This is a genomic window from Mycobacterium sp. DL (assembly GCF_039729195.1).
Taxonomy (GTDB): Bacteria; Actinomycetota; Actinomycetes; order Mycobacteriales; family Mycobacteriaceae; genus Mycobacterium; species Mycobacterium hippocampi_A.
Genome location: NZ_CP155796.1, coordinates 5335448 through 5352372 on the forward strand (window position 1 = coordinate 5335448; position 16925 = coordinate 5352372).

General features: G+C 67.3%; 17 protein-coding genes. 9 read left to right on the plus strand and 8 right to left on the minus strand.

Annotated elements, in window-relative coordinates:
- Window position 1: 1 nt before the first annotated feature.
- Genes ABDC78_RS25535 through ABDC78_RS25545 form a run of 3 tightly spaced genes read right to left on the minus strand, consistent with a single transcriptional unit; the run spans window position 2 to window position 2884 of the window.
- Complete coding sequence (locus ABDC78_RS25535) at window positions 2-1828, minus strand: sulfatase-like hydrolase/transferase (protein WP_178357170.1); 1827 nt, start codon at window positions 1826-1828, stop codon at window positions 2-4.
- The gene (locus ABDC78_RS25540; protein ID WP_178357169.1) at window positions 1825-2271 is read right to left on the minus strand and encodes an SRPBCC family protein; all 447 of its coding nucleotides are present in this window, start codon (window positions 2269-2271) and stop codon (window positions 1825-1827) included. The genes ABDC78_RS25535 and ABDC78_RS25540 overlap by 4 nt, the downstream gene beginning before the upstream one ends.
- A 37-nt stretch (window positions 2272-2308) precedes the next feature.
- Entirely contained in the window at window positions 2309-2884 is a 576-nt protein-coding gene (locus tag ABDC78_RS25545; RefSeq protein WP_178357168.1) for a TetR/AcrR family transcriptional regulator, read from the minus strand.
- A gap of 106 nt (window positions 2885-2990) precedes the next feature.
- Here ABDC78_RS25545 and ABDC78_RS25550 point away from each other — a divergent pair, with 106 nt between their 5' ends.
- The 5 genes from ABDC78_RS25550 to ABDC78_RS25570 are packed head-to-tail and all read left to right on the plus strand — an operon-like array spanning window position 2991 to window position 8313.
- On the plus strand, window positions 2991-4007 hold the full coding sequence (locus tag ABDC78_RS25550) for an NAD-dependent epimerase/dehydratase family protein (protein WP_178357167.1): 1017 nt from the start codon (window positions 2991-2993) through the stop codon (window positions 4005-4007).
- On the plus strand, window positions 4004-6235 hold the full coding sequence (locus tag ABDC78_RS25555) for an acyl-CoA dehydrogenase (RefSeq protein WP_178357166.1): 2232 nt from the start codon (window positions 4004-4006) through the stop codon (window positions 6233-6235). The genes ABDC78_RS25550 and ABDC78_RS25555 overlap by 4 nt, the downstream gene beginning before the upstream one ends.
- Before the next feature lie 30 nt (window positions 6236-6265).
- Entirely contained in the window at window positions 6266-7474 is a 1209-nt protein-coding gene (locus tag ABDC78_RS25560; RefSeq protein WP_178357165.1) for a thiolase family protein, read from the plus strand.
- 13 nt (window positions 7475-7487) lie between these two features.
- Window positions 7488-7910, plus strand: coding sequence for an OB-fold domain-containing protein (locus tag ABDC78_RS25565; RefSeq protein ID WP_178357241.1), 423 nt, complete (start codon window positions 7488-7490; stop codon window positions 7908-7910).
- A gap of 1 nt (window position 7911) precedes the next feature.
- Window positions 7912-8313 (plus strand): nuclear transport factor 2 family protein, encoded by a 402-nt coding sequence (locus tag ABDC78_RS25570; RefSeq protein ID WP_178357240.1) that lies wholly within the window; start codon window positions 7912-7914, stop codon window positions 8311-8313.
- Window position 8314: 1 nt separating this feature from the next.
- Here the strand turns inward: ABDC78_RS25570 and ABDC78_RS25575 are convergent, their stop codons facing one another.
- The 4 genes from ABDC78_RS25575 to ABDC78_RS25590 are packed head-to-tail and all read right to left on the minus strand — an operon-like array spanning window position 8315 to window position 12417.
- Window positions 8315-9772 (minus strand): adenylate/guanylate cyclase domain-containing protein, encoded by a 1458-nt coding sequence (locus tag ABDC78_RS25575; protein WP_178357164.1) that lies wholly within the window; start codon window positions 9770-9772, stop codon window positions 8315-8317.
- Window positions 9773-9785: 13 nt separating this feature from the next.
- Window positions 9786-10088, minus strand: coding sequence for a hypothetical protein (locus ABDC78_RS25580; RefSeq protein WP_178357163.1), 303 nt, complete (start codon window positions 10086-10088; stop codon window positions 9786-9788).
- Window positions 10085-11587, minus strand: a complete 1503-nt coding sequence (locus ABDC78_RS25585) for a fatty acid--CoA ligase family protein (RefSeq protein ID WP_178357162.1) — start codon at window positions 11585-11587, stop codon at window positions 10085-10087. Before ABDC78_RS25585 ends, ABDC78_RS25580 begins: the two co-directional genes overlap by 4 nt.
- Entirely contained in the window at window positions 11584-12417 is an 834-nt protein-coding gene (locus ABDC78_RS25590; RefSeq protein WP_178357161.1) for an NAD(P)-dependent oxidoreductase, read from the minus strand. Before ABDC78_RS25590 ends, ABDC78_RS25585 begins: the two co-directional genes overlap by 4 nt.
- Window positions 12418-12600: 183 nt before the next feature.
- Here ABDC78_RS25590 and ABDC78_RS25595 point away from each other — a divergent pair, with 183 nt between their 5' ends.
- Genes ABDC78_RS25595 through ABDC78_RS25610 form a run of 4 tightly spaced genes read left to right on the plus strand, consistent with a single transcriptional unit; the run spans window position 12601 to window position 16620 of the window.
- A complete protein-coding gene (locus ABDC78_RS25595) occupies window positions 12601-14190 on the plus strand; it encodes a methylmalonyl-CoA mutase family protein (RefSeq protein ID WP_178357160.1) in 1590 nt (529 codons plus the stop codon).
- Window positions 14190-14591, plus strand: coding sequence for a cobalamin B12-binding domain-containing protein (locus tag ABDC78_RS25600; RefSeq protein ID WP_178357159.1), 402 nt, complete (start codon window positions 14190-14192; stop codon window positions 14589-14591). Before ABDC78_RS25595 ends, ABDC78_RS25600 begins: the two co-directional genes overlap by 1 nt.
- Window positions 14588-15547 carry an LLM class F420-dependent oxidoreductase gene (locus tag ABDC78_RS25605; protein ID WP_178357158.1) on the plus strand — a complete coding sequence of 320 codons (960 nt, stop codon included), beginning with the start codon at window positions 14588-14590 and terminating at the stop codon, window positions 15545-15547. The genes ABDC78_RS25600 and ABDC78_RS25605 overlap by 4 nt, the downstream gene beginning before the upstream one ends.
- On the plus strand, window positions 15544-16620 hold the full coding sequence (locus ABDC78_RS25610; protein WP_178357157.1) for a CoA transferase: 1077 nt from the start codon (window positions 15544-15546) through the stop codon (window positions 16618-16620). The genes ABDC78_RS25605 and ABDC78_RS25610 overlap by 4 nt, the downstream gene beginning before the upstream one ends.
- Here ABDC78_RS25610 and ABDC78_RS25615 read toward each other — a convergent pair.
- A complete protein-coding gene (locus ABDC78_RS25615) occupies window positions 16608-16898 on the minus strand; it encodes a 2Fe-2S iron-sulfur cluster-binding protein (RefSeq protein ID WP_347133226.1) in 291 nt (96 codons plus the stop codon). The genes ABDC78_RS25610 and ABDC78_RS25615 overlap by 13 nt on opposite strands.
- Window positions 16899-16925 lie beyond the last annotated feature (27 nt).

Genomic DNA, 16925 nt, shown 5'->3' on the forward strand with positions numbered 1-16925 from the left:
GTCAGCTGAAGCGGGCCCGCAGGGCGCGCAGCGGCGACCGCCGGGACGACGCGCCCGGTGGCCGCCGGGTCGCGTACGGCCACGGCGCGTTGCGCTCGGGAACCGATTCCGTACGAACGTATTTGAGTTGAGCGCGCAGGTGGGCGCGTAGCTCGTGCAGTTCGGGGTCATTCCAGCGGTTCCGTGCTTCGACGGGGTCGGCGGTCAGATCGTAGAGCTCCCACTGGTCGTCGAGCGGGTCGTTGCGGTACACCGGTCCGCCCATCCCGTCGGCGGCGAGATGGCGCACGCCGGGCTCGGTCCAGGTGCCGGGGTCGTCGAATGACCGGACCAGTTTCCACAGATGTCCCGCGGCACCGGGCGCGGCCGATTCGTCGACGCGCACCACCAGACCTTCGAAGTTGGCCGCGGTGTGCGCCGGAATCCGGATGCGCAGTGGAGCAGGAGGATTGGCTGTCAGCTTCAGGGCCCGGGCGGCTCCCGAGGCGCCGGTGTCACCTTCGAGTACGTTGTCCCTGGTCATCAGATAGACAGCGCGATCCTCATCGGCCGCTGCGCCGTCGACGACCGGCATGAGGTCGCGCCCCGGCAGGGGGTGCACTTCGGAGAACGACTCGGTCAGCGTCGTCGACACCGCAGCGATGTCGACACCGGCCGCTGCGAGCAGCGTGGGCACCAGGTCGACGTGGGAGGTCGGCGCGGTCACCGTGCCCGCCCGGGTCGGGTGGGAACCGATCCTGGCGATGACGAACGGCACCCGGGTCGCCTCGTCGTAGAGGTTGAACCACTTCTGGTGCAGTCCGCCATGCGCACCGAGCAGATCGCCGTGGTCGGCGGTGCGCACCAGGACCGTGTCGTCGGCGCCGTCGGAAGATCCGCCCTCGGTGACCGCACGGCGCACCCGGTCGATCGGAGTGTCGACCTCGGCGTGCAACCGGTAGTAGAGGTCCCGGTATTGCTGAGCATTGCGCCGGTAGGTCCGCTCGATGACGCGCGCCGGGCCATAGCCGGAGTAGTAGGACTCGCGAAAGGCGATCTGGGCGGCCGGTTTTGTGGACAGGTCCTCGTCCGCAGTGGGTGCCGGCGGGACATGGGGCGGATCGAGCGGTGACGGGTGCAGCGGACTGCGGCGTGCCCAGCCGGGGAACAGCACGATGTCGTGCGGGTTGACGAAGCTGGCGACGAGAAGGAACGGCCGCAGTGCCTCGTGGTCTCCGGCGCGGCGCCGCGCGTAGCGGTCCTCGAGCCACGCGACCACCCGATCGGCGATCAGTGGGTCGCGGCGGATGCCGGCGTTGGAGAGGCTTGCGCCGTGTGGCTCCGGGCCGACCCACCCCGAAAACCCATACGGGGCAAGGGGATCAGCGTCCAGGTAGCGCTTCACCGCATCGGGGTCGATGACCCCGTTGTCGTCGTTGCTGGCCAGTGCCCGGCCGGTGGCGGGGTCGATCAGGTCGGCATGGGAGATGTGCCACTTGCCGTCGTAGTGGGTGTCGTAGCCCGCCGCACGGAACCAGTTGCCCAGAGTGGGGACCTCGCCACGGCGCAGCCAGCGCAACCTGGAGTCGTCGTGGGACTTGCCGAGGCCGTCGGTCTGGGTGACACCGTGCAGGTCCGGGTAGTGGCCGGTGAAGATCGTCGGGCGACTCGGCACGCAGGCCAGTGAACCGGTGTAGTGGCGAACAAAACTGACCCCGTGCTCGTCGAACCACCTTCTGCCGGGCAGCGTTCGGTCACGCCAGGCGCGGACCGCATCGGTCTCGTAAGGCGGCGCCGCACGCTCCTCGTCGGTCATCACGATCACGATGTCCGGTTTCTTGGCGCTCATGTCTTCTCCTCACAGTGACTGGCCAGCGAGCCCAGCAATGCCTCGGATCTCCGTGCGACCAGTCGTGCGCCGGCACGCTCGAGCAGTGGGCGCAAGACACGGGGTCTCATCCGCACGGTGCTGGTGAGCGTCACGGTAGTCCGGCGGTCCCCGTCGGGCGCCAGATTCCAGCGGTTCGCCGCCGACATCGACCGCGGCACGCCGCCGATGTCGTAGGCGAGCAGCCGGGGTGGGGCGAACGCGGTGATCGTCTCGACAAGCGTGTCCCGGCCGATCTGTACCCGACGGGTCAGGCCGAGAGGGTCGGCGTCCTCGCCGGAGTTGATCACGCAGGAGTGGTCGACACCGTCCGCCCATACGCTGAGCGCGCCGAAGTCCGCCAGCACCTCCCAGATCGCCTCGGGTTCGGCTGCGATCGTTCGGGAGCGGCTGACGTCGGCCATCACCCCATCCAACGCGGCCGGGGGCCGCCGCGCCAGATCATGTCGTTCGGATGCCGCCCAGCACGGTACGGGTGATCGACTCGGCGCGGCCGCGCGGGAATGACCGGCCCTCACTGAGGATGGCGTAGACGATGCCACCGACGATGGCGTCCGAGGCGTCCTGAGCGGCCGCCCGGTCGAATCCCTCGGCCGACAGCCGGTTCCGTACGGTGTCGTGCAGCGGCGCGCTGAAGCCCGCGCGCAAGCGGTCCGCGGTGTCGGCGTGCTCCATGCCGGCGGTGGTCAGGATCCGCAGCATGGCATTGCCGCGGGCGGTCGTCAGAGTCGCGGCGAGTTTCACCGCCCACGCGCAGATGTCGCTCGTGACGTCGTCGGTCGGGGTGATCGGTCGCAGGATCTTGTCGGCGTCTTCGAGGATGACGTCGGCGACCAGCGCGTGCCTGCTGGGCCACCAGCGGTAGATCGTCTGCTTCCCGACGCCGGCACGGGCCGCCACCGCCTCGATGCTCAGCTTGTCGAAGCCGCGTTCCAGCAGTAGCTCCCGGGTGGCGACGACGATGGCCGTGCGTGACTTCTCGCTGCGCCGACGCGGCGCAGTGAGGTGGGTGGCCATCAGTGGTCCACCGGCTTTACACGCTGGGACATCGCCCGTAGTCTGCCACAAGACGAGACGTTGCGTCTCGTGAAAGTCGCGGAGGATCAAAGCGAGTGTTCGGGTAATGGCGGCAACGAAGCTGGTGATCGGGGCCAGCGGTTTCCTCGGTTCGCACGTCACCGGGCAACTGGTGGCCCGGGGTGACGACGTGCGCGTGATGATCCGCGACACGAGTTCGACGCGCGGCATCGACGGACTTCCCGTCGACGTCCGTCGCGGGGACGTCTTCGACACCGAGTCACTACGCGCCGCGATGGACGGATGCGACGTCGTCTACTACTGCGTCGTCGACGCACGCCCATGGCTGCGCGACACCACGCCGTTGTGGCGGACGAACGTGGACGGTCTGCGCAACGTGCTCGACGCCGCGCTCGACGCGGACCTGACGCGCTTCGTGTTCACCAGTTCGATCGGCACCATCGGCCGCTCGGACGGCGCCATGGCCGACGAGGGCACCGCGCACAACTGGCTCGACGTCGGCGGTGACTACATCCGCTCCCGGGTGGCGGCCGAGGACATGGTGCTGCGGTACAGCGCCGAGAAGGGCCTGCCCGCAGTGGCGATGTGTGTGGCGAACACCTACGGCCCGGGCGACTGGTTGCCGACACCGCACGGGGGTCTGCTCGCCGCTGCGGTCGGTGGCAAGCTGCCGTTCTACATCGACGGGTACGAAGCGGAAGTGGTCGGCATCGAGGACGCCGCAGCGGCGTTGATCCTCGCCGGTGAGCGAGGACGCACCGGCGAACGCTATATCGTCTCGGAGCGATTCATGAGCACCCGCGAGATTCATCAGATCGCTTGTGACGCCGTCGGTGTCACACCTCCGAAGCGCGGGGTGCCGATCAGGGTGATGTCTGCGGCAGCCCACGTCGGCAGCGTGGTCGCGCGCCTGCGGGGTAAGGACACCAAACTGACGCCCCTGAACATCCGCCTGATGCACATCATGACACCACTGGATCACTCCAAGGCCGTCCGCGAACTGGGTTGGCAACCGCGGCCGACATCAGAGTCGATCGTGGCCGCCGCACACTTCTTCCGTGACGGAAGCCGCGGGACCGTAACCGCCGAGGACCTGCGATGACCATCGGACTCACCCCTGAGCAGCAGCAGTTGGCCGACGCCGTCGGCCAGTTCGCGGCACGGCATGCGCCCATCGAGAAGACCCGCAGCTCATTCGAGACGCTCGCTGCAGGCGAACTCCCGCAGTGGTGGGACGACTTCGTCGTCAACGGTTTTCACGCAGTGCACCTTCCCGAGGAAGTCGGGGGACAGGGTGGCACGCTGGTGGACACGGCCTGTGTGGTGGAGGCGGCGGCGACCGCGCTGCTGCCTGGGCCGGTGCTGCCGACCGTGCTGGCCGGCGCGGTGGTGCTGCTGGCCGACGACACGACCGAAAGACGTGCGGTGTTGGGCCGACTCGCCGAGGGGGCGTCGGCAGCAGTGGTCGGCCCCGACGGGAACCGCCTGCGCGCGACACGATCCGACACCGGCTGGACCGTGCGCGGCGAGTCGACGGCCACCCTGGGAATCTGCTCGGCGCAGGTGATCCTGGTCGCCGCGAGCGCCGATGACGGCACTGTGTGGTTCACGCTCGAGCCTTCTCATCCGGGGGTGGGCATCGAGGCGCTCAACAGCACCGACAAGACCACCGACGTCGGGGTGCTGCGGCTGAACGACTATGTGTGCGAATCAGATTCGCTCCTGAGCGGTATCGATGACGAACGCGCTTACTGCCTGACGGTGGCTCTGACTGCCAGCGCCGCCTCCGGTGCCATCCGGTGGTGTGTCGACGCCGTCACCGACCACCTGCGCACCCGCGAACAGTTCGGTAAGCCGATCGGCACGTTCCAGGCACTGCAGCACCAGGCGGCGATGCTGCTGGTGAACAGTGAGCTGGCGACCTCGTCGGCGTGGGATGCCGTCAGGTCGGCGTCGGAAGTGGTGTCGCAGAACCGCATCGCGGCGGCGGGCGCGGCCCTGATGGCGGTGGCCCCCGCGCCCGATCTGGTCCTGGACACGCTCACGATGTTCGGCGCGATCGGCTTCACCTGGGAGCACGACCTGCACCTGTATTGGCGGAAGGCCACCAGCCTCGCCGCCTCGATCGGGCCGACACCGCGGTTCGCCCGGACGCTCGGCGGCCTGACCCGCAGTGAAAGCCGGGATGTGGCAGTCAAACTCGGCGATGTCGACGCAGAGTTCCGGCGCGGCGTGGCTGCCGTTCTCGACGAGGCGCAGACACTGCGCAACGACCGCCCCGGCCGGCAGGGTGACTACGAGAACCTCGCGTCCGGTCCTCAGCGCACCCTCCTGGCCGAAGCCGGCCTGATCGCCCCGCACTGGCCGCGGCCGTGGGGCGTGAACGCCACACAGCTGCAGCAGCTGATCCTGGACGAGGAGTTCGCTGCCCGGCCGGAACTCGTCAGGCCCTCGCTCGGTATCGCCGAATGGATCCTGCCGACGTTGATCAGTTCGGCACCGGAACCCATCCAACAGAAGTTCATCCCGCCGACACAGCGTGGCGAGCTCGGGTGGTGTCAGCTGTTCAGTGAACCCGGAGCCGGCTCGGATCTCGCGTCCCTGACGACCAGGGCCACCAAGGTCGACGGCGGCTGGCTGGTCAACGGCCACAAGATCTGGACCTCCTCGGCGCACACCGCGGACTACGGGGCGATGCTGGCCCGCACCGACCCCGACGTGGCCAAGCACCGCGGTATCGGCTACTTCATCGTCGACATGCGCGCGCAAGGCATCGAGCTGCAGCCGATCCGGCAGGCGACGGGGGAGGCGCACTTCAACGAGGTGTTCCTGACCGACGTGTTCGTCCCCGACGAGCTGTTGCTCGGCGGACCCACCGACGGGTGGAGCCTGGCGATCGCCACGATGGCCCAGGAGCGAGTGGCGATCAGCGGCTACGTCAACTTCGACCGGGCGAGCATCCTGCGTCGGCTCGCCAACCAGGAAGGGCCCGAACAGGAATCGGCATTGTCGGCGCTCGGTGAGGCCGATGCCTACGCCAACGCGATCAAGGTGCTGGCTGTGCGTGAGGTCATCCGGCTCCTCGACGGGCAGATGGCGGGCCCGGCCTCCAGCATCGCCAAGGTCGCGATGAACGTGATGCTCCGCCGAACCTTCAAGGCCACCCTCGAGCTCACCGCGCCGGCGGCGCTGGTCGAGGACCCTGTGCCGCCGTTACCGCCGATCATCGAGCCGTACTTCCACCTGCCCGCCGAGCTGATCGGCGGCGGCACCAAGGAGATCCAGCTCAACATCATCGCCCAGATGATCCTCGGGCTGCCCCGCAACTGACGCGAGGGAATTCAACGAAAGTGAGTGCACATGGGGTTGCGCGGAGATGCCGCGATCGTCGGCTACGTGGAGCTGCCTCCGGAACGGTTGAACAAGGCGACCCCCGCCCCGTTCACGTTGGAGCAGTGGGCTGAACTGGGGGCCGCGGCGCTGGCCGATTCGGGGCTGCCCGGCGAGTCGGTCGACGGCATCGTCACCTCGCATCTGGGCGAGACGGAGATCTTCGTACCGTCGACCGTGACGGAATACCTCGGTGTGCGGGCGAACTTCGCCGAACTGGTCGACCTCGGCGGCGCCAGCGCGGTGGGCATGGTGTGGCGCGCCGCGGCGGCCATCGAGTTGGGAATCTGCGATGTGGTGCTGTGCGCGATTCCGGCGCGCTACATCACACCGACCTCCGAGAAGAAGCCGAAGCCACTGGTGGATGCGGTCTTCTTCGGCGCGTCGAGCAATCAATTCGGTTCCCCGCAAGCAGAGTTCGAGATTCCCTACGGCAACCTCGGGCAGAACGGACCCTACGGTCAAGTCGCCCAACGGTATGCGTCGGTCTATGGCTACGACGAGCGCGCGATGGCCAAGATCGTGGTGGACCAGCGCTTCAACGCCAACCACACCGACGGGGCGATCTGGAAGGACAAACCCCTCACCATCGAGGACGTACTGGCCAGCCCGGTGATCGCTGATCCGCTGCACATGCTCGAGATCGTGATGCCGTGCGTCGGGGGCGCAGCGGTGGTGGTCGCCAGTGCCGATGCCGCAGCGCGGTCGACGAACCGTCCGGTGTGGATCAAGGGCTTCGGGGAGCAGGTGCCCTACAAGACGCCGACGTACGCCGAGGATCTGCTGCAGACGCCGATCATCCGCGCCGCCGACACCGCGTTCGACATGTCGGGGTTGAGTCGCCGGCAGATGGACATGGTCTCGATCTACGACTGCTACACGATCACCGTGCTGCTGAGCCTCGAGGATGCGGGCTTCTGCGAGAAGGGCAAGGGGATGGAGTTCGTCTCCCAGCACGACCTGACGTTCCGCGGTGACTTCCCACTCAACACCGCGGGCGGGCAACTCGGATTCGGTCAGGCGGGCAATGCCGGCGGTATGCACCACGTCTGTGATGCCACCCGTCAGATCATGGGCCGCGCCGGCGCCGCTCAGGTGGCCGACTGCAACCGCGCCTTCGTCTCCGGCAATGGCGGCATCCTTTCCGAACAGACCACTCTCGTACTGGAAGGGGACTGACGTGAGCAGCGCGATGTTCCAGCGACCGATGCCGGTCAAAACCCCGACCAGCGCACCGTTCTGGGATGCGCTGGCCGAACATCGGGTGCTCATCCAGTACTCGCCGTCCTCGCAGTCCTACGTGTTCTACCCACGGGTGCGGGCGCCGAGGACGTTCGCCGACGATCTGGAGTGGCGGGAGATCTCCGGTATGGGCACGGTCTACGCCTTCACGGTGGCGCGCCGTCCCGTCGGTCCGCACTTCGCCGACGCCGTGCCCCAACTGCTCGCGATCGTCGAATGGGATGAGGGCCCCCGCTTCTCGACCGAACTGGTCAACGTCGCGCCCGACGACATCACTGTCGGGATGCGGGTCAAGCCGGTCTTCTGCGACTACCCCGACCACGACGTGACGATGCTGCGCTACGAGCCGGCTGCGGGTGAGGGCCGTGGCTGACATGTCCGACGTTGACGCCATCCGCGAGGTCCTGGTGCGCTACGCCACCGGTATCGACCGTCGCGACTGGCCATTGTTCCGTACGGTGTTCACCGACGACTGCGAGCTCGACTACGGCGAGATCGGTACCTGGCGAGGTGTGGACGCGGTCACCGACTTCATGATCGCGGCACACGAGATGGCCGGCCACACGATGCACCGGATCACCAATCCGGTGGTTACCGTCGACGGCGACAGCGCCACCGCGCGCGCCTACGTCGACGCGCTGATCATGGCGCAGGACAACGGTTCCGGCGTCAACGCGGCAGGATTTTATGACGATGTCTTCGTCAGAACCGATGTGGGCTGGCGTCTGGCGAAGCGGCGGTTCACCGCGGTACTGGTCCGGACGGTGGGTGGCTGAGTCAGTCGCCGGCGGTCGGCTCATAGATCTCGGTGACGTCGGTCCGGCCGCGCAGAGCGGTCTGGCCGCGGGGCACCCACCGCGTCCGCTCGGCGGGGTCGGCCTGCTCGAGCGCGGCTCCCGAGCACAGAGCTCTGCCGTCGAACTCCTTGGCGCAATCGGCCAGTCGCGCCGCTTCGTTGACCGGGTCTCCGACCACCGTGTATTCGTAACGGTTCTCGGCGCCGATGTTCCCGGCGAACACCGGACCGGCCGAGACCCCGATACCGAAATCCACCGGCAGCCTGCGTAATTCCGAAGCCAGCGCGCGTGCTGTCGACAATGCCGCGTTGGCGGGTCCGTCGATGCGCAGTGGGGCACCGAACACCGCCAGCGCTGCGTCCCCCTGGAATTTGTTGATCAGCCCGTGCTGCTCGTCGACCGCGGCCACCACGATCCGGAAGAAGTCGTTGAGGACACGGGCCACCTCATGGGGTTCGTGCACGATTGCCAGTTGTGTCGAACCGGCCAGGTCGATGAACAACACCGCGACGTCGCGTTCGTCGCCGGCGGGCGACTCGTTCTGCTCGACGGCGCGGCGGGCGACTTCTTCGCCGACGTGGCGCCCGAACAGATCCCGCAACCGGTCGCGCTCCCGCAGGCCTGTCACCATGCGGTTGAAACCGCTTTGCAGCCGCCCGATCTCGGACCACTCGTACACCTCGATGGTGCGGTCGATGTGCCCCTTCTCGACGTCGGCCATCGCGTCGATCACCTGATTGACCGGATCGGAGATGGACATGGACACCAGGATCATGGCACGCAGTCCGAGCACCACGGCCACCAGCGCCAGCACGATGAGGGCCAGTTCGATCGGAGCGGACTCGTCCAGCAGCCAGCCGTTCGAGCGCAGTATCAGCAGCAGAGCGATGGCAAGACCCGGCAGCGCCGTGCAGACGGTCCACATCAGCAGCAGTCGCGCGCGTACCCCCGGTGCGGCAGGGCGCGTGAGGTGGGCGGGCACCGCGGCGAGCACCGGGCGCAGGGTGCGGATCGTGAAGAGGAATCCGGTGCACACCGTGGCGACGGCACCGAACAGCATGGTCGAGGCGATGACGATGACGGCGACCGGGCCTGTGTCGAGGTAGAGCGGTACCTGGATGGCGGCGGCGACCGCCCAGGGTGCGACAGTGATCGCCGATTGTCGCCGCATCATCTTGGTCGCCGTGCGAAGTTGGGCGTCGGTCGGCGTCAGACCGGCTCTCAGCCATGTGAGCGTGGGCCTGAGTATCAGGACCGCGCCCCCGGCGACGAAAGCGGTGCCGACGACGCCGACCACACCGAGTGTGAGGACGTTGGCGGAGGTGATCACACTGGGTCCGACGAGCGACCGGACGATCAGCACCACCTCGGCGACTGTGAGCACATAGGCAGAGGTGAGACCTGCGGCATAACGGATCAGCAGGCGGCGTGGCCTCACACGGCCGAAGGTATCAGTCGCTGGCGGGCAGCGGCTTCGCTTCCTTGAGAGCCAGCGGGGTGGACCCGACGCTGAGGGTCCCCTTTCCGGCTTTGGTGACCAGTACTTCGGCGCCGGCGTCGTCGACGTAGCGCTTGCCCATGAGGTTTCCGTTGGCCAGCGCGTCGTCGAGCGACAGCCCGGCATCGACCTGATCGCCGATCGGGACCATCGGTGCGCCCCCTGCACGGAGGTCGTCGAGGCTGTCGGCGCTGCGCACGACGATCACCTGGGTGTCGCAGACCTGGCTCTGCAGGCGGCTGCCGTTCTTGATCATGCGGGCTCCTTGCTCGACGTCGAGTTCAATTCGTGAACGAGTTCGCGGCGCAGCACCTTGCCGGTCGCGTTGGTGGGCAGTTCGGCTCGGAACACCACCCGGTCGGGGGTGCGGGAGCCACGCAGCTGCGAGCGGACATAGGTTCGCAGATCCTCGACATCGGGTTCGGCGTCCGGCCGGGGTACCACGACGGCGACGATGATCTGGCCCCACTCGGGATCGTCGGCGCCGACCACGGCACAGTCGCGTACGTGCGGATGCTCGACCAGCACGTCCTCGATCTCGGCGGGGGCGATGTTCTCGCCGCCGCGGATGATGGTGTCGTCGGAACGCCCGCCGATGAACAGATATCCCTCGTCGTCGAGATAGGCGACATCCTTGGTGGGGAACCAGCCCTGCTCGTCGAGCACCGAACCGATGTCGGTGTATCTACCCGAGACCTGCTCGCCGCGGACGAAGAGCTCGCCGGCCTCACCGGCGCCCAGGACGGTGCCGTCCTCGGCGCGGATCTCGACCTCGATGCCCGGCACGGGCTGGCCGACCGATCCCAGGCGCCGGGCGGCCCCCTCGTCGGGTGCTCCCAGGGCGGCGCGGTGATCGTCGGGGGTGAGCACGGCGATCGTGGAGCTGGTTTCAGTAAGGCCGTAGGCGTTGACGAACCCGACCTCGGGCAGCAGCGACAGTGCCTTGCGGACCAGCGGCAGTGCCACCTTGGAGCCGCCGTAGGCCAGGGTGCGCAACGACGGCAGCGTCGCCTTGTCGGCGTCGAGGACGGTGACGATCCGGTCGAGCATGGTCGGTACCACCGTCGCGGACGTGACGTTCTCGGTCCCCACCAGGCGCACCCACTCGGCGGCGTCAAAGTGCCTCAGGTACACCATTTTCCGGCCTGCGTACAGGTTCGACAGGGCGGCGCCGACGCCGGCGATGTGGTAGGGCGGCACACAGATCAGGGCGGCATCACCGGGGTCAGCCGAGGCGAACTCCACGGTGCCGGTCACATAGCTCGTCAAGTTGTTGTGGGTGAGTTCCACCGCCTTGGGCTTGGAGGTGGTGCCCGAGGTGAACAGGACCACCGCCACCGCATCCGGATCGGCGAACTCGACCGCCGGTTCCTCCGTGCGGGCGGCGTCGAGGAGTTCACCCGAACCCATGGTGCGGTAACCCCCGCCGACGGCGTCGCGGTACTCGTCGTCGACCACGACCAGTGGGTCGGGCAGACGGTCGAGCAGTGCCCGCAGGCCGTCGGTGGACAACCGGTAGTTCAACGGGGTGAACGGCACCGCCGCGCGCGCGGAGGAGAACAGCAGCAGCGGCAGCAGCGCGCCGCCGGTGCCGACGTAGGCGACGTGCCGCGCGCCGGAGCCCGCGATGACGCCCGCGGCGCCGTCGGCCAGGGTGCTCAACTCGTCGGTGGTGAGTCGGACATCGTCGGAGACCACGGCCGCCCGGTCCGGCTCGGCCGAGGACGCCATTTCCAACAGCAGCGAGATACTCATGACTTGTCCAGGAAGATATCCCACATCGGGTCGTCGCCGCCGCCGTAGCGCGACAGGTCGCTGACTCCTGCCGCGGTGAGGACGTCGGCGTCGATGAAGCACTCGCCGTTGACCTCGGCGGCGGGCCTGGACAGAATCGCCACCGCCGAGTCCGCCATGATGTCGGCGCTGCGCGAGGCCGCCACGAGCGCGTCGCCGTCGGCGAGGTTGGTCACCGCCGACGTGGCGATGTAGGTCTGGGGCCACAGACAGCTGAACCCGATGCCGGTATCGGCGTACTCGGTGGCCCACCCCAGGCTCAGCAATGTCATCCCGTACTTGGACAGCGTGTACGCCGGGTGCGCGCCGAGCCAGTACGGGTTCATGTTCAACGGCGGAGAGATCGTCAACACCTGCGCGTGCGGGGATTTCTGAAGATGCGGCAGCGCCGCCTTGGTCAGCAGGAACGTGCCACGGACGTTGATGTCCATCATCAGGTCGAACTTCTTGGCGGACAGATCCTCGGTGCGATCGGTCGCGATGGCGCTGGCGTTGTTCACGACGATGTCGACACCGCCGAAGCGTTCGACCGCTGCCTCGACGGCGCGCTGCACGTCCTCTTCCTTACGGACGTCACCGACGACGGCCAGGCCCTTGCCGCCGGCGGCCTCGACCTCGGCGACCGCGGTGTGCACGGTGCCGGGAAGTTTCGGGTGGGGCTCCGCGGTCTTGGCCAGCAGCACGACGTTGGCTCCGAGCCTCGCGGCGCCCAACGCGATGGCAAGTCCGATCCCGCGGCTGCCCCCGGACACCACCAGGGTGCGACCGGTCAATGATGACTCGCTGGACATAAGCCTCCTCGGCTGGCGGACCTGGCTCTCCAGGATAGTGCGGTTCTCATTTTAGGGGAATCCCATAATCGCTGTGTAGCGGGGCTTAGGCGCGTCGATTCGTGGTGCCGCACCCGCTCCCGAGTGCATCTTTCCCTCAGGCGGTATTGGCATTCTCATTTTTTGCAAGTACGTTATCCCCTGATGACCACACCATCCAATCAGCCAGTGGAGACACCGTCCGGGCTCCCGTTGGAGCCTGTGTACGGGCCGGCCGACCGGGCCGGCGACCAGCCGCCGCCGGGTACCTATCCCTTCACCCGAGGCAATTTTGCGTCCGGATACCGGGGCAAGACGTGGACCTTTCGGCAGTACTCCGGCTTCGGGACCGCCGAGGAGTCGAACCGCAGATATCGCTATCTGCTTGCCCAGGGTGGCACCGGATTGTCGGTGGCGCTGGACCTGCCCACTCAGTGCGGCTATGACTCCGATGACCCCGAGTTCGGCGAGGAGGTCGGCAGGGTCGGGGTGGCGGTCGACACGCTCGCCGATGCCGAGGTGCTGTTCGACAGCATTCCCCTGGACAAGATCAGCACCAGCTTCACGATCAACGGCACCGCGGCGATCCTGCTGGCGTTCTATGTGGCGGCCGCCGAAAAAGCCGGGGTGCCAAGGGAAAAGCTCACCGGCACCATTCAGAACGACATTCTCAAGGAATACGCCTCGCGCGGCACGTGGATCTGGCCCCCGGAGCCGTCGCTGCGGCTGATCGCCGACACCATCGAGTTCTGCGCATCGGAGGTGCCGAGGTTCAATGCGATCTCGGTTGCCGGTGCGCACTTCCGCGACGCGGGCGCCAACGCCGTTCAGGAGATGGCGTTCACGCTGGCCGACGGCGTCACCTACTGCGACACCGTGGTCGAACGCGGTCGGATGACGATCGACAAGTTCGCGCCGCAGATCTCGTTCTTCTTCTACACCCACGGCGACTTCTTCGAGGAGATCGCCAAGTACCGGGCCGGCCGCAGGCGCTGGGCGACGATCGTGCGGGAGCGCTACGGAGCGACCACCGACAAGGCGTCGATGTTCCGCTTCGGTTGCGTGGCGGGCGGCGCGTCGCTGTATGCACCGCAGGCCCAGAACAATCTGGTGCGGGTGGCCTACGAGTCGATGGCGGCGGTGCTGGGCGGTGTGCAGTCGATGTTCACCGCGGCCTGGGATGAGCCTTTTGCACTGCCCAGTGAGGAATCGGCGACGCTGGCGCTGCGGACCCAGCAGATCCTCGCCTACGAGACCGGGGTCACCAAAGTCGCCGATCCGCTCGGTGGCTCGTACTTCGTCGAAGCGCTCACCGATGCCACCGAGGCCAAGATCATCGAGATCATGGACGATCTCGAGCAGCACGGTGGGATGGTGCGCTGCATCGAGGACGGCTATCTGCAGGGTCTGATCGCCGACGAGGCGTACAAGATCCACCATGAGGTGGAGTCGGGTGTCCGGCCGGTCGTCGGCGTCAACAAGTTCGTCGTCGACGAGCCCCCACCGGACATCGTGACCTACGAACTCGACGCCGAAGGCCGTGACCTGCAACTCAAGCGACTGGCCAAGGTCAAGGCCGAACGCGATGGTGCGGCGGTCACGCAAGCGCTGGCGGCATTGGCCAGATCCGCGGAGGGTGAGGACAATTTGATGCACAAGCTGATCGACTGCGCCAACGCCTACTGCACAGTGGGCGAGATGGTGTCGACTCTGAAGTCGGTGTGGGGCGAGTTTCAGCAGCCGGTGGTGTTCTAGTGGCCACTCGAGTATTGGTCGCCAAGCCCGGCCTCGACGGACACGACCGGGGTGCCAAGATCGTCGCGCGAACTCTGCGCGACGCCGGCTTCGAGGTCATCTACACCGGCATCCGTCAGCGCATCGAGGACATCGTGTCCATCGCCCTGCAGGAAGACGTTGCACTGGTGGGGCTTTCGATCCTCTCGGGTGCCCACGTCGCGTTGACCACCAGGACCGTCGACGCACTGCGTGCCGCGGACGCAGGTGACATCGCCGTTGTCGTCGGCGGCACGATCCCGCAGGGAGACGTCCAGAAGTTATTGGACGCAGGCGCGGCCGCAGTGTTCCCGACCGGCACCTCGCTGGAGACCCTGGTGCGCGACGTGCGGGAGTTGACCGAGAAAGCAGGGGCTCAATGAGACTGGGCGTGATGATCGGAGCCGAGCGCGGCGACATGTCGCGCAAGGTGAAGAAGCTGGTAGCCGACATCGAGTGGGCCGAAGAGGCGGGCCTGGACACCGCGTGGATGCCCCAGGTGCCCGACGACTTCGACTGCCTGACGATGGTGGCGCTGATGGCGGCACACAGTTCCCGCATCGAACTGGGCACCGCAGTGGTGCCACTGCAAGCGCAGCACCCGATCGCGCTTGCCCGGCAGGCGCTTTCGGTGAACGCGATGGCGGCCGGTCGGCTGGCGTTGGGTGTGGGGCCATCACACCACTGGATCGTCAGGGACATGCTCGGGCTGCCCTACGAGAAGCCGGCGGGCTACACCCGCGACTACCTCGAGGTGTTGAATGCCGCGACCGCAGGCCCGGGTCCGGTCGACGTGGAGAACTCCTCCTTCACCGTGCACAATCCCACCGCACTGGGCGCCGAACCCCCGATGCCGGTGCTGGTCGCCGCGCTGGGGCCGGTGATGCTCCAGATCGCGGGAGAACTGGCCGACGGGACCGTGCTGTGGATGGCCGATGAGAAGTCCATCGGTGAGCACATCGCGCCGAAGATCAACAAAGCCGCCGCCGAGGCGGGACGACCCGCACCGCGCGTGGTTGCGGGTATTCCGGTCTGTCTGTGCGCGAACTCCGAGATCGACGCGGCCAAGGACCGGGCCAACCGGATCCTGGCCGAGGCGGAGACGTCGCCCAACTACCAGAAGTTGCTGGACCGCGGGGATGCGCGCAATGTCGGAGACCTGTGCGCAGCCGGCGATGAAGAGGCAATCCTGGCTCGTTTCAAGCAGTTCGCGGACGCCGGTGTCACCGACCTGTCGGTGCGATTGCTGCCCATCGGGGACACCCGAGACGAGCTCATCGCGTCGAAGTACCGCACCAGAGAAGTGATCGCGGAGCTCGCCGAGGTCATTCGATCGTGACGACGCCGGGGCCGCTGGCGGGCATCCGCATCCTCGAGGTCGGGGTGATGCTGGCGGGGCCGTACGCGACCATGCTGCTCGCCGATCTCGGTGCGGACGTGATCAAGATAGAGCCGCCAGGGGGTGAGATCTCGCGGCAGGTCAGCGACAGCTACTTCGCCAGCCTCAACCGCAACAAACAGAGTGTGTGCCTGGACCTGCGGTCTGCTCAGGGACGCGCCCGGTTGGGCGAGCTCGTCGCGGATTCCCATGCGCTGCTTGTCAACATGAAGCCGTCGGCGATCAAGCGACTCGGCCTGACCTACGAGTCGCTGCGTGAGTTCAACGAGCGCATCGTCTGCGTGGCGATGACCGGTTTCGGCCTCGACGGAGGCGACGATCCCGCGTTCGACTACGTCATCCAGGCGGCCACCGGGGTGGCGGCCATGACGGGTGACCCGCAGGGGCCGCCGACGCTGCCAGGGTATTCCTCTGTCGACAACTCGACCGGTCTGACTGCTGCGGTGGGTCTACTGGCCAAGATCGTCTCCGGCCGCGGTGGTCAGGTCGACGTGTCACTGCGTGACGTGATGCTCTCCCAGCTCAACTACCGCGCCGCGGCGTTCCTCAACGACGGCATCGAGCCGCGTCGGTACCCTGACGGAGCGCATTCGTACTATGTTCCGGCGCAGCTGTTTTCGACCGCGGAGGGGTATCTCGCACTCTTCATCACCCACGACGCGTTCTGGGCGGCATTTGCGGCCGAAGCCGGCATCGAGGGATTCCCGACGATGGCCGAACGCGCAAGTCAACGCGATGAGGTGCTGGCGGTCGTCAGCGCCGCGCTGGCCGCCGACACTGCCGCCAACTGGGAATCGCGGCTGCGGCCGTTGGGAATTCCCGTCTCCGCCGTGCGCACCTTGCCGGAGGCGCTTGCCGCGACTCCGGAGGTGGTGGTCACCGCGGGCGACTTCGACCTGGTGGGCAGCCCGATCCGGATCGCGGGCTACGAACCCACCTACCGGGCCGCGCCGCGACTCGACGACCATCACGCCCTCGACGGGGGTGCGGCGCGTGCGAATCACTCGTCGTAATTGACTGTCACCGAGGGAGTGTCGGGAACGGCCTGGCAGGTGAGCACGTATCCGTCTGCGACCTCGTCCTCGGTCAGCGCGTCGTTGACCCGCATCGTCGCGGTGCCTTCGGTCAGATGTGCCATACAGGTTCCGCAGTTTCCTGCCTCGCAGGAGAAGGGCGGACCCATCCCCGCGCGGCGGGCACTCTCGAGGAGCGTCTCGCCGGGTTTGGGCGAGACCGACGCGGTGCTGCCGTCCAGTTGGATGGTGACGGTTGCGGTGTCCGTCTCTGTCACGGTGCCCCCAGATCCCGGTGCTGCGGG

Excerpts from the sequence above, each read along its gene's own strand:
- ABDC78_RS25555 (WP_178357166.1), top strand. The coding sequence starts at position 4,004 with ATGACCATCGGACTCACCCCTGAGCAGCAGCAGTTGGCCGACGCCGTC.
- ABDC78_RS25560 (WP_178357165.1), top strand. The coding sequence starts at position 6,266 with ATGGGGTTGCGCGGAGATGCCGCGATCGTCGGCTACGTGGAGCTGCCT.
- ABDC78_RS25570 (WP_178357240.1), top strand. The coding sequence starts at position 7,912 with ATGTCCGACGTTGACGCCATCCGCGAGGTCCTGGTGCGCTACGCCACC.
- ABDC78_RS25535 (WP_178357170.1), bottom strand. The coding sequence starts at position 1,828 with ATGAGCGCCAAGAAACCGGACATCGTGATCGTGATGACCGACGAGGAG.
- ABDC78_RS25590 (WP_178357161.1), bottom strand. The coding sequence starts at position 12,417 with ATGTCCAGCGAGTCATCATTGACCGGTCGCACCCTGGTGGTGTCCGGG.
- ABDC78_RS25585 (WP_178357162.1), bottom strand. The coding sequence starts at position 11,587 with ATGAGTATCTCGCTGCTGTTGGAAATGGCGTCCTCGGCCGAGCCGGAC.
- ABDC78_RS25580 (WP_178357163.1), bottom strand. The coding sequence starts at position 10,088 with ATGATCAAGAACGGCAGCCGCCTGCAGAGCCAGGTCTGCGACACCCAG.
- ABDC78_RS25595 (WP_178357160.1), top strand. The coding sequence starts at position 12,601 with ATGACCACACCATCCAATCAGCCAGTGGAGACACCGTCCGGGCTCCCG.
- ABDC78_RS25565 (WP_178357241.1), top strand. The coding sequence starts at position 7,488 with ATGTTCCAGCGACCGATGCCGGTCAAAACCCCGACCAGCGCACCGTTC.
- ABDC78_RS25545 (WP_178357168.1), bottom strand. The coding sequence starts at position 2,884 with ATGGCCACCCACCTCACTGCGCCGCGTCGGCGCAGCGAGAAGTCACGC.
- ABDC78_RS25550 (WP_178357167.1), top strand. The coding sequence starts at position 2,991 with ATGGCGGCAACGAAGCTGGTGATCGGGGCCAGCGGTTTCCTCGGTTCG.
- ABDC78_RS25605 (WP_178357158.1), top strand. The coding sequence starts at position 14,588 with ATGAGACTGGGCGTGATGATCGGAGCCGAGCGCGGCGACATGTCGCGC.
- ABDC78_RS25540 (WP_178357169.1), bottom strand. The coding sequence starts at position 2,271 with ATGGCCGACGTCAGCCGCTCCCGAACGATCGCAGCCGAACCCGAGGCG.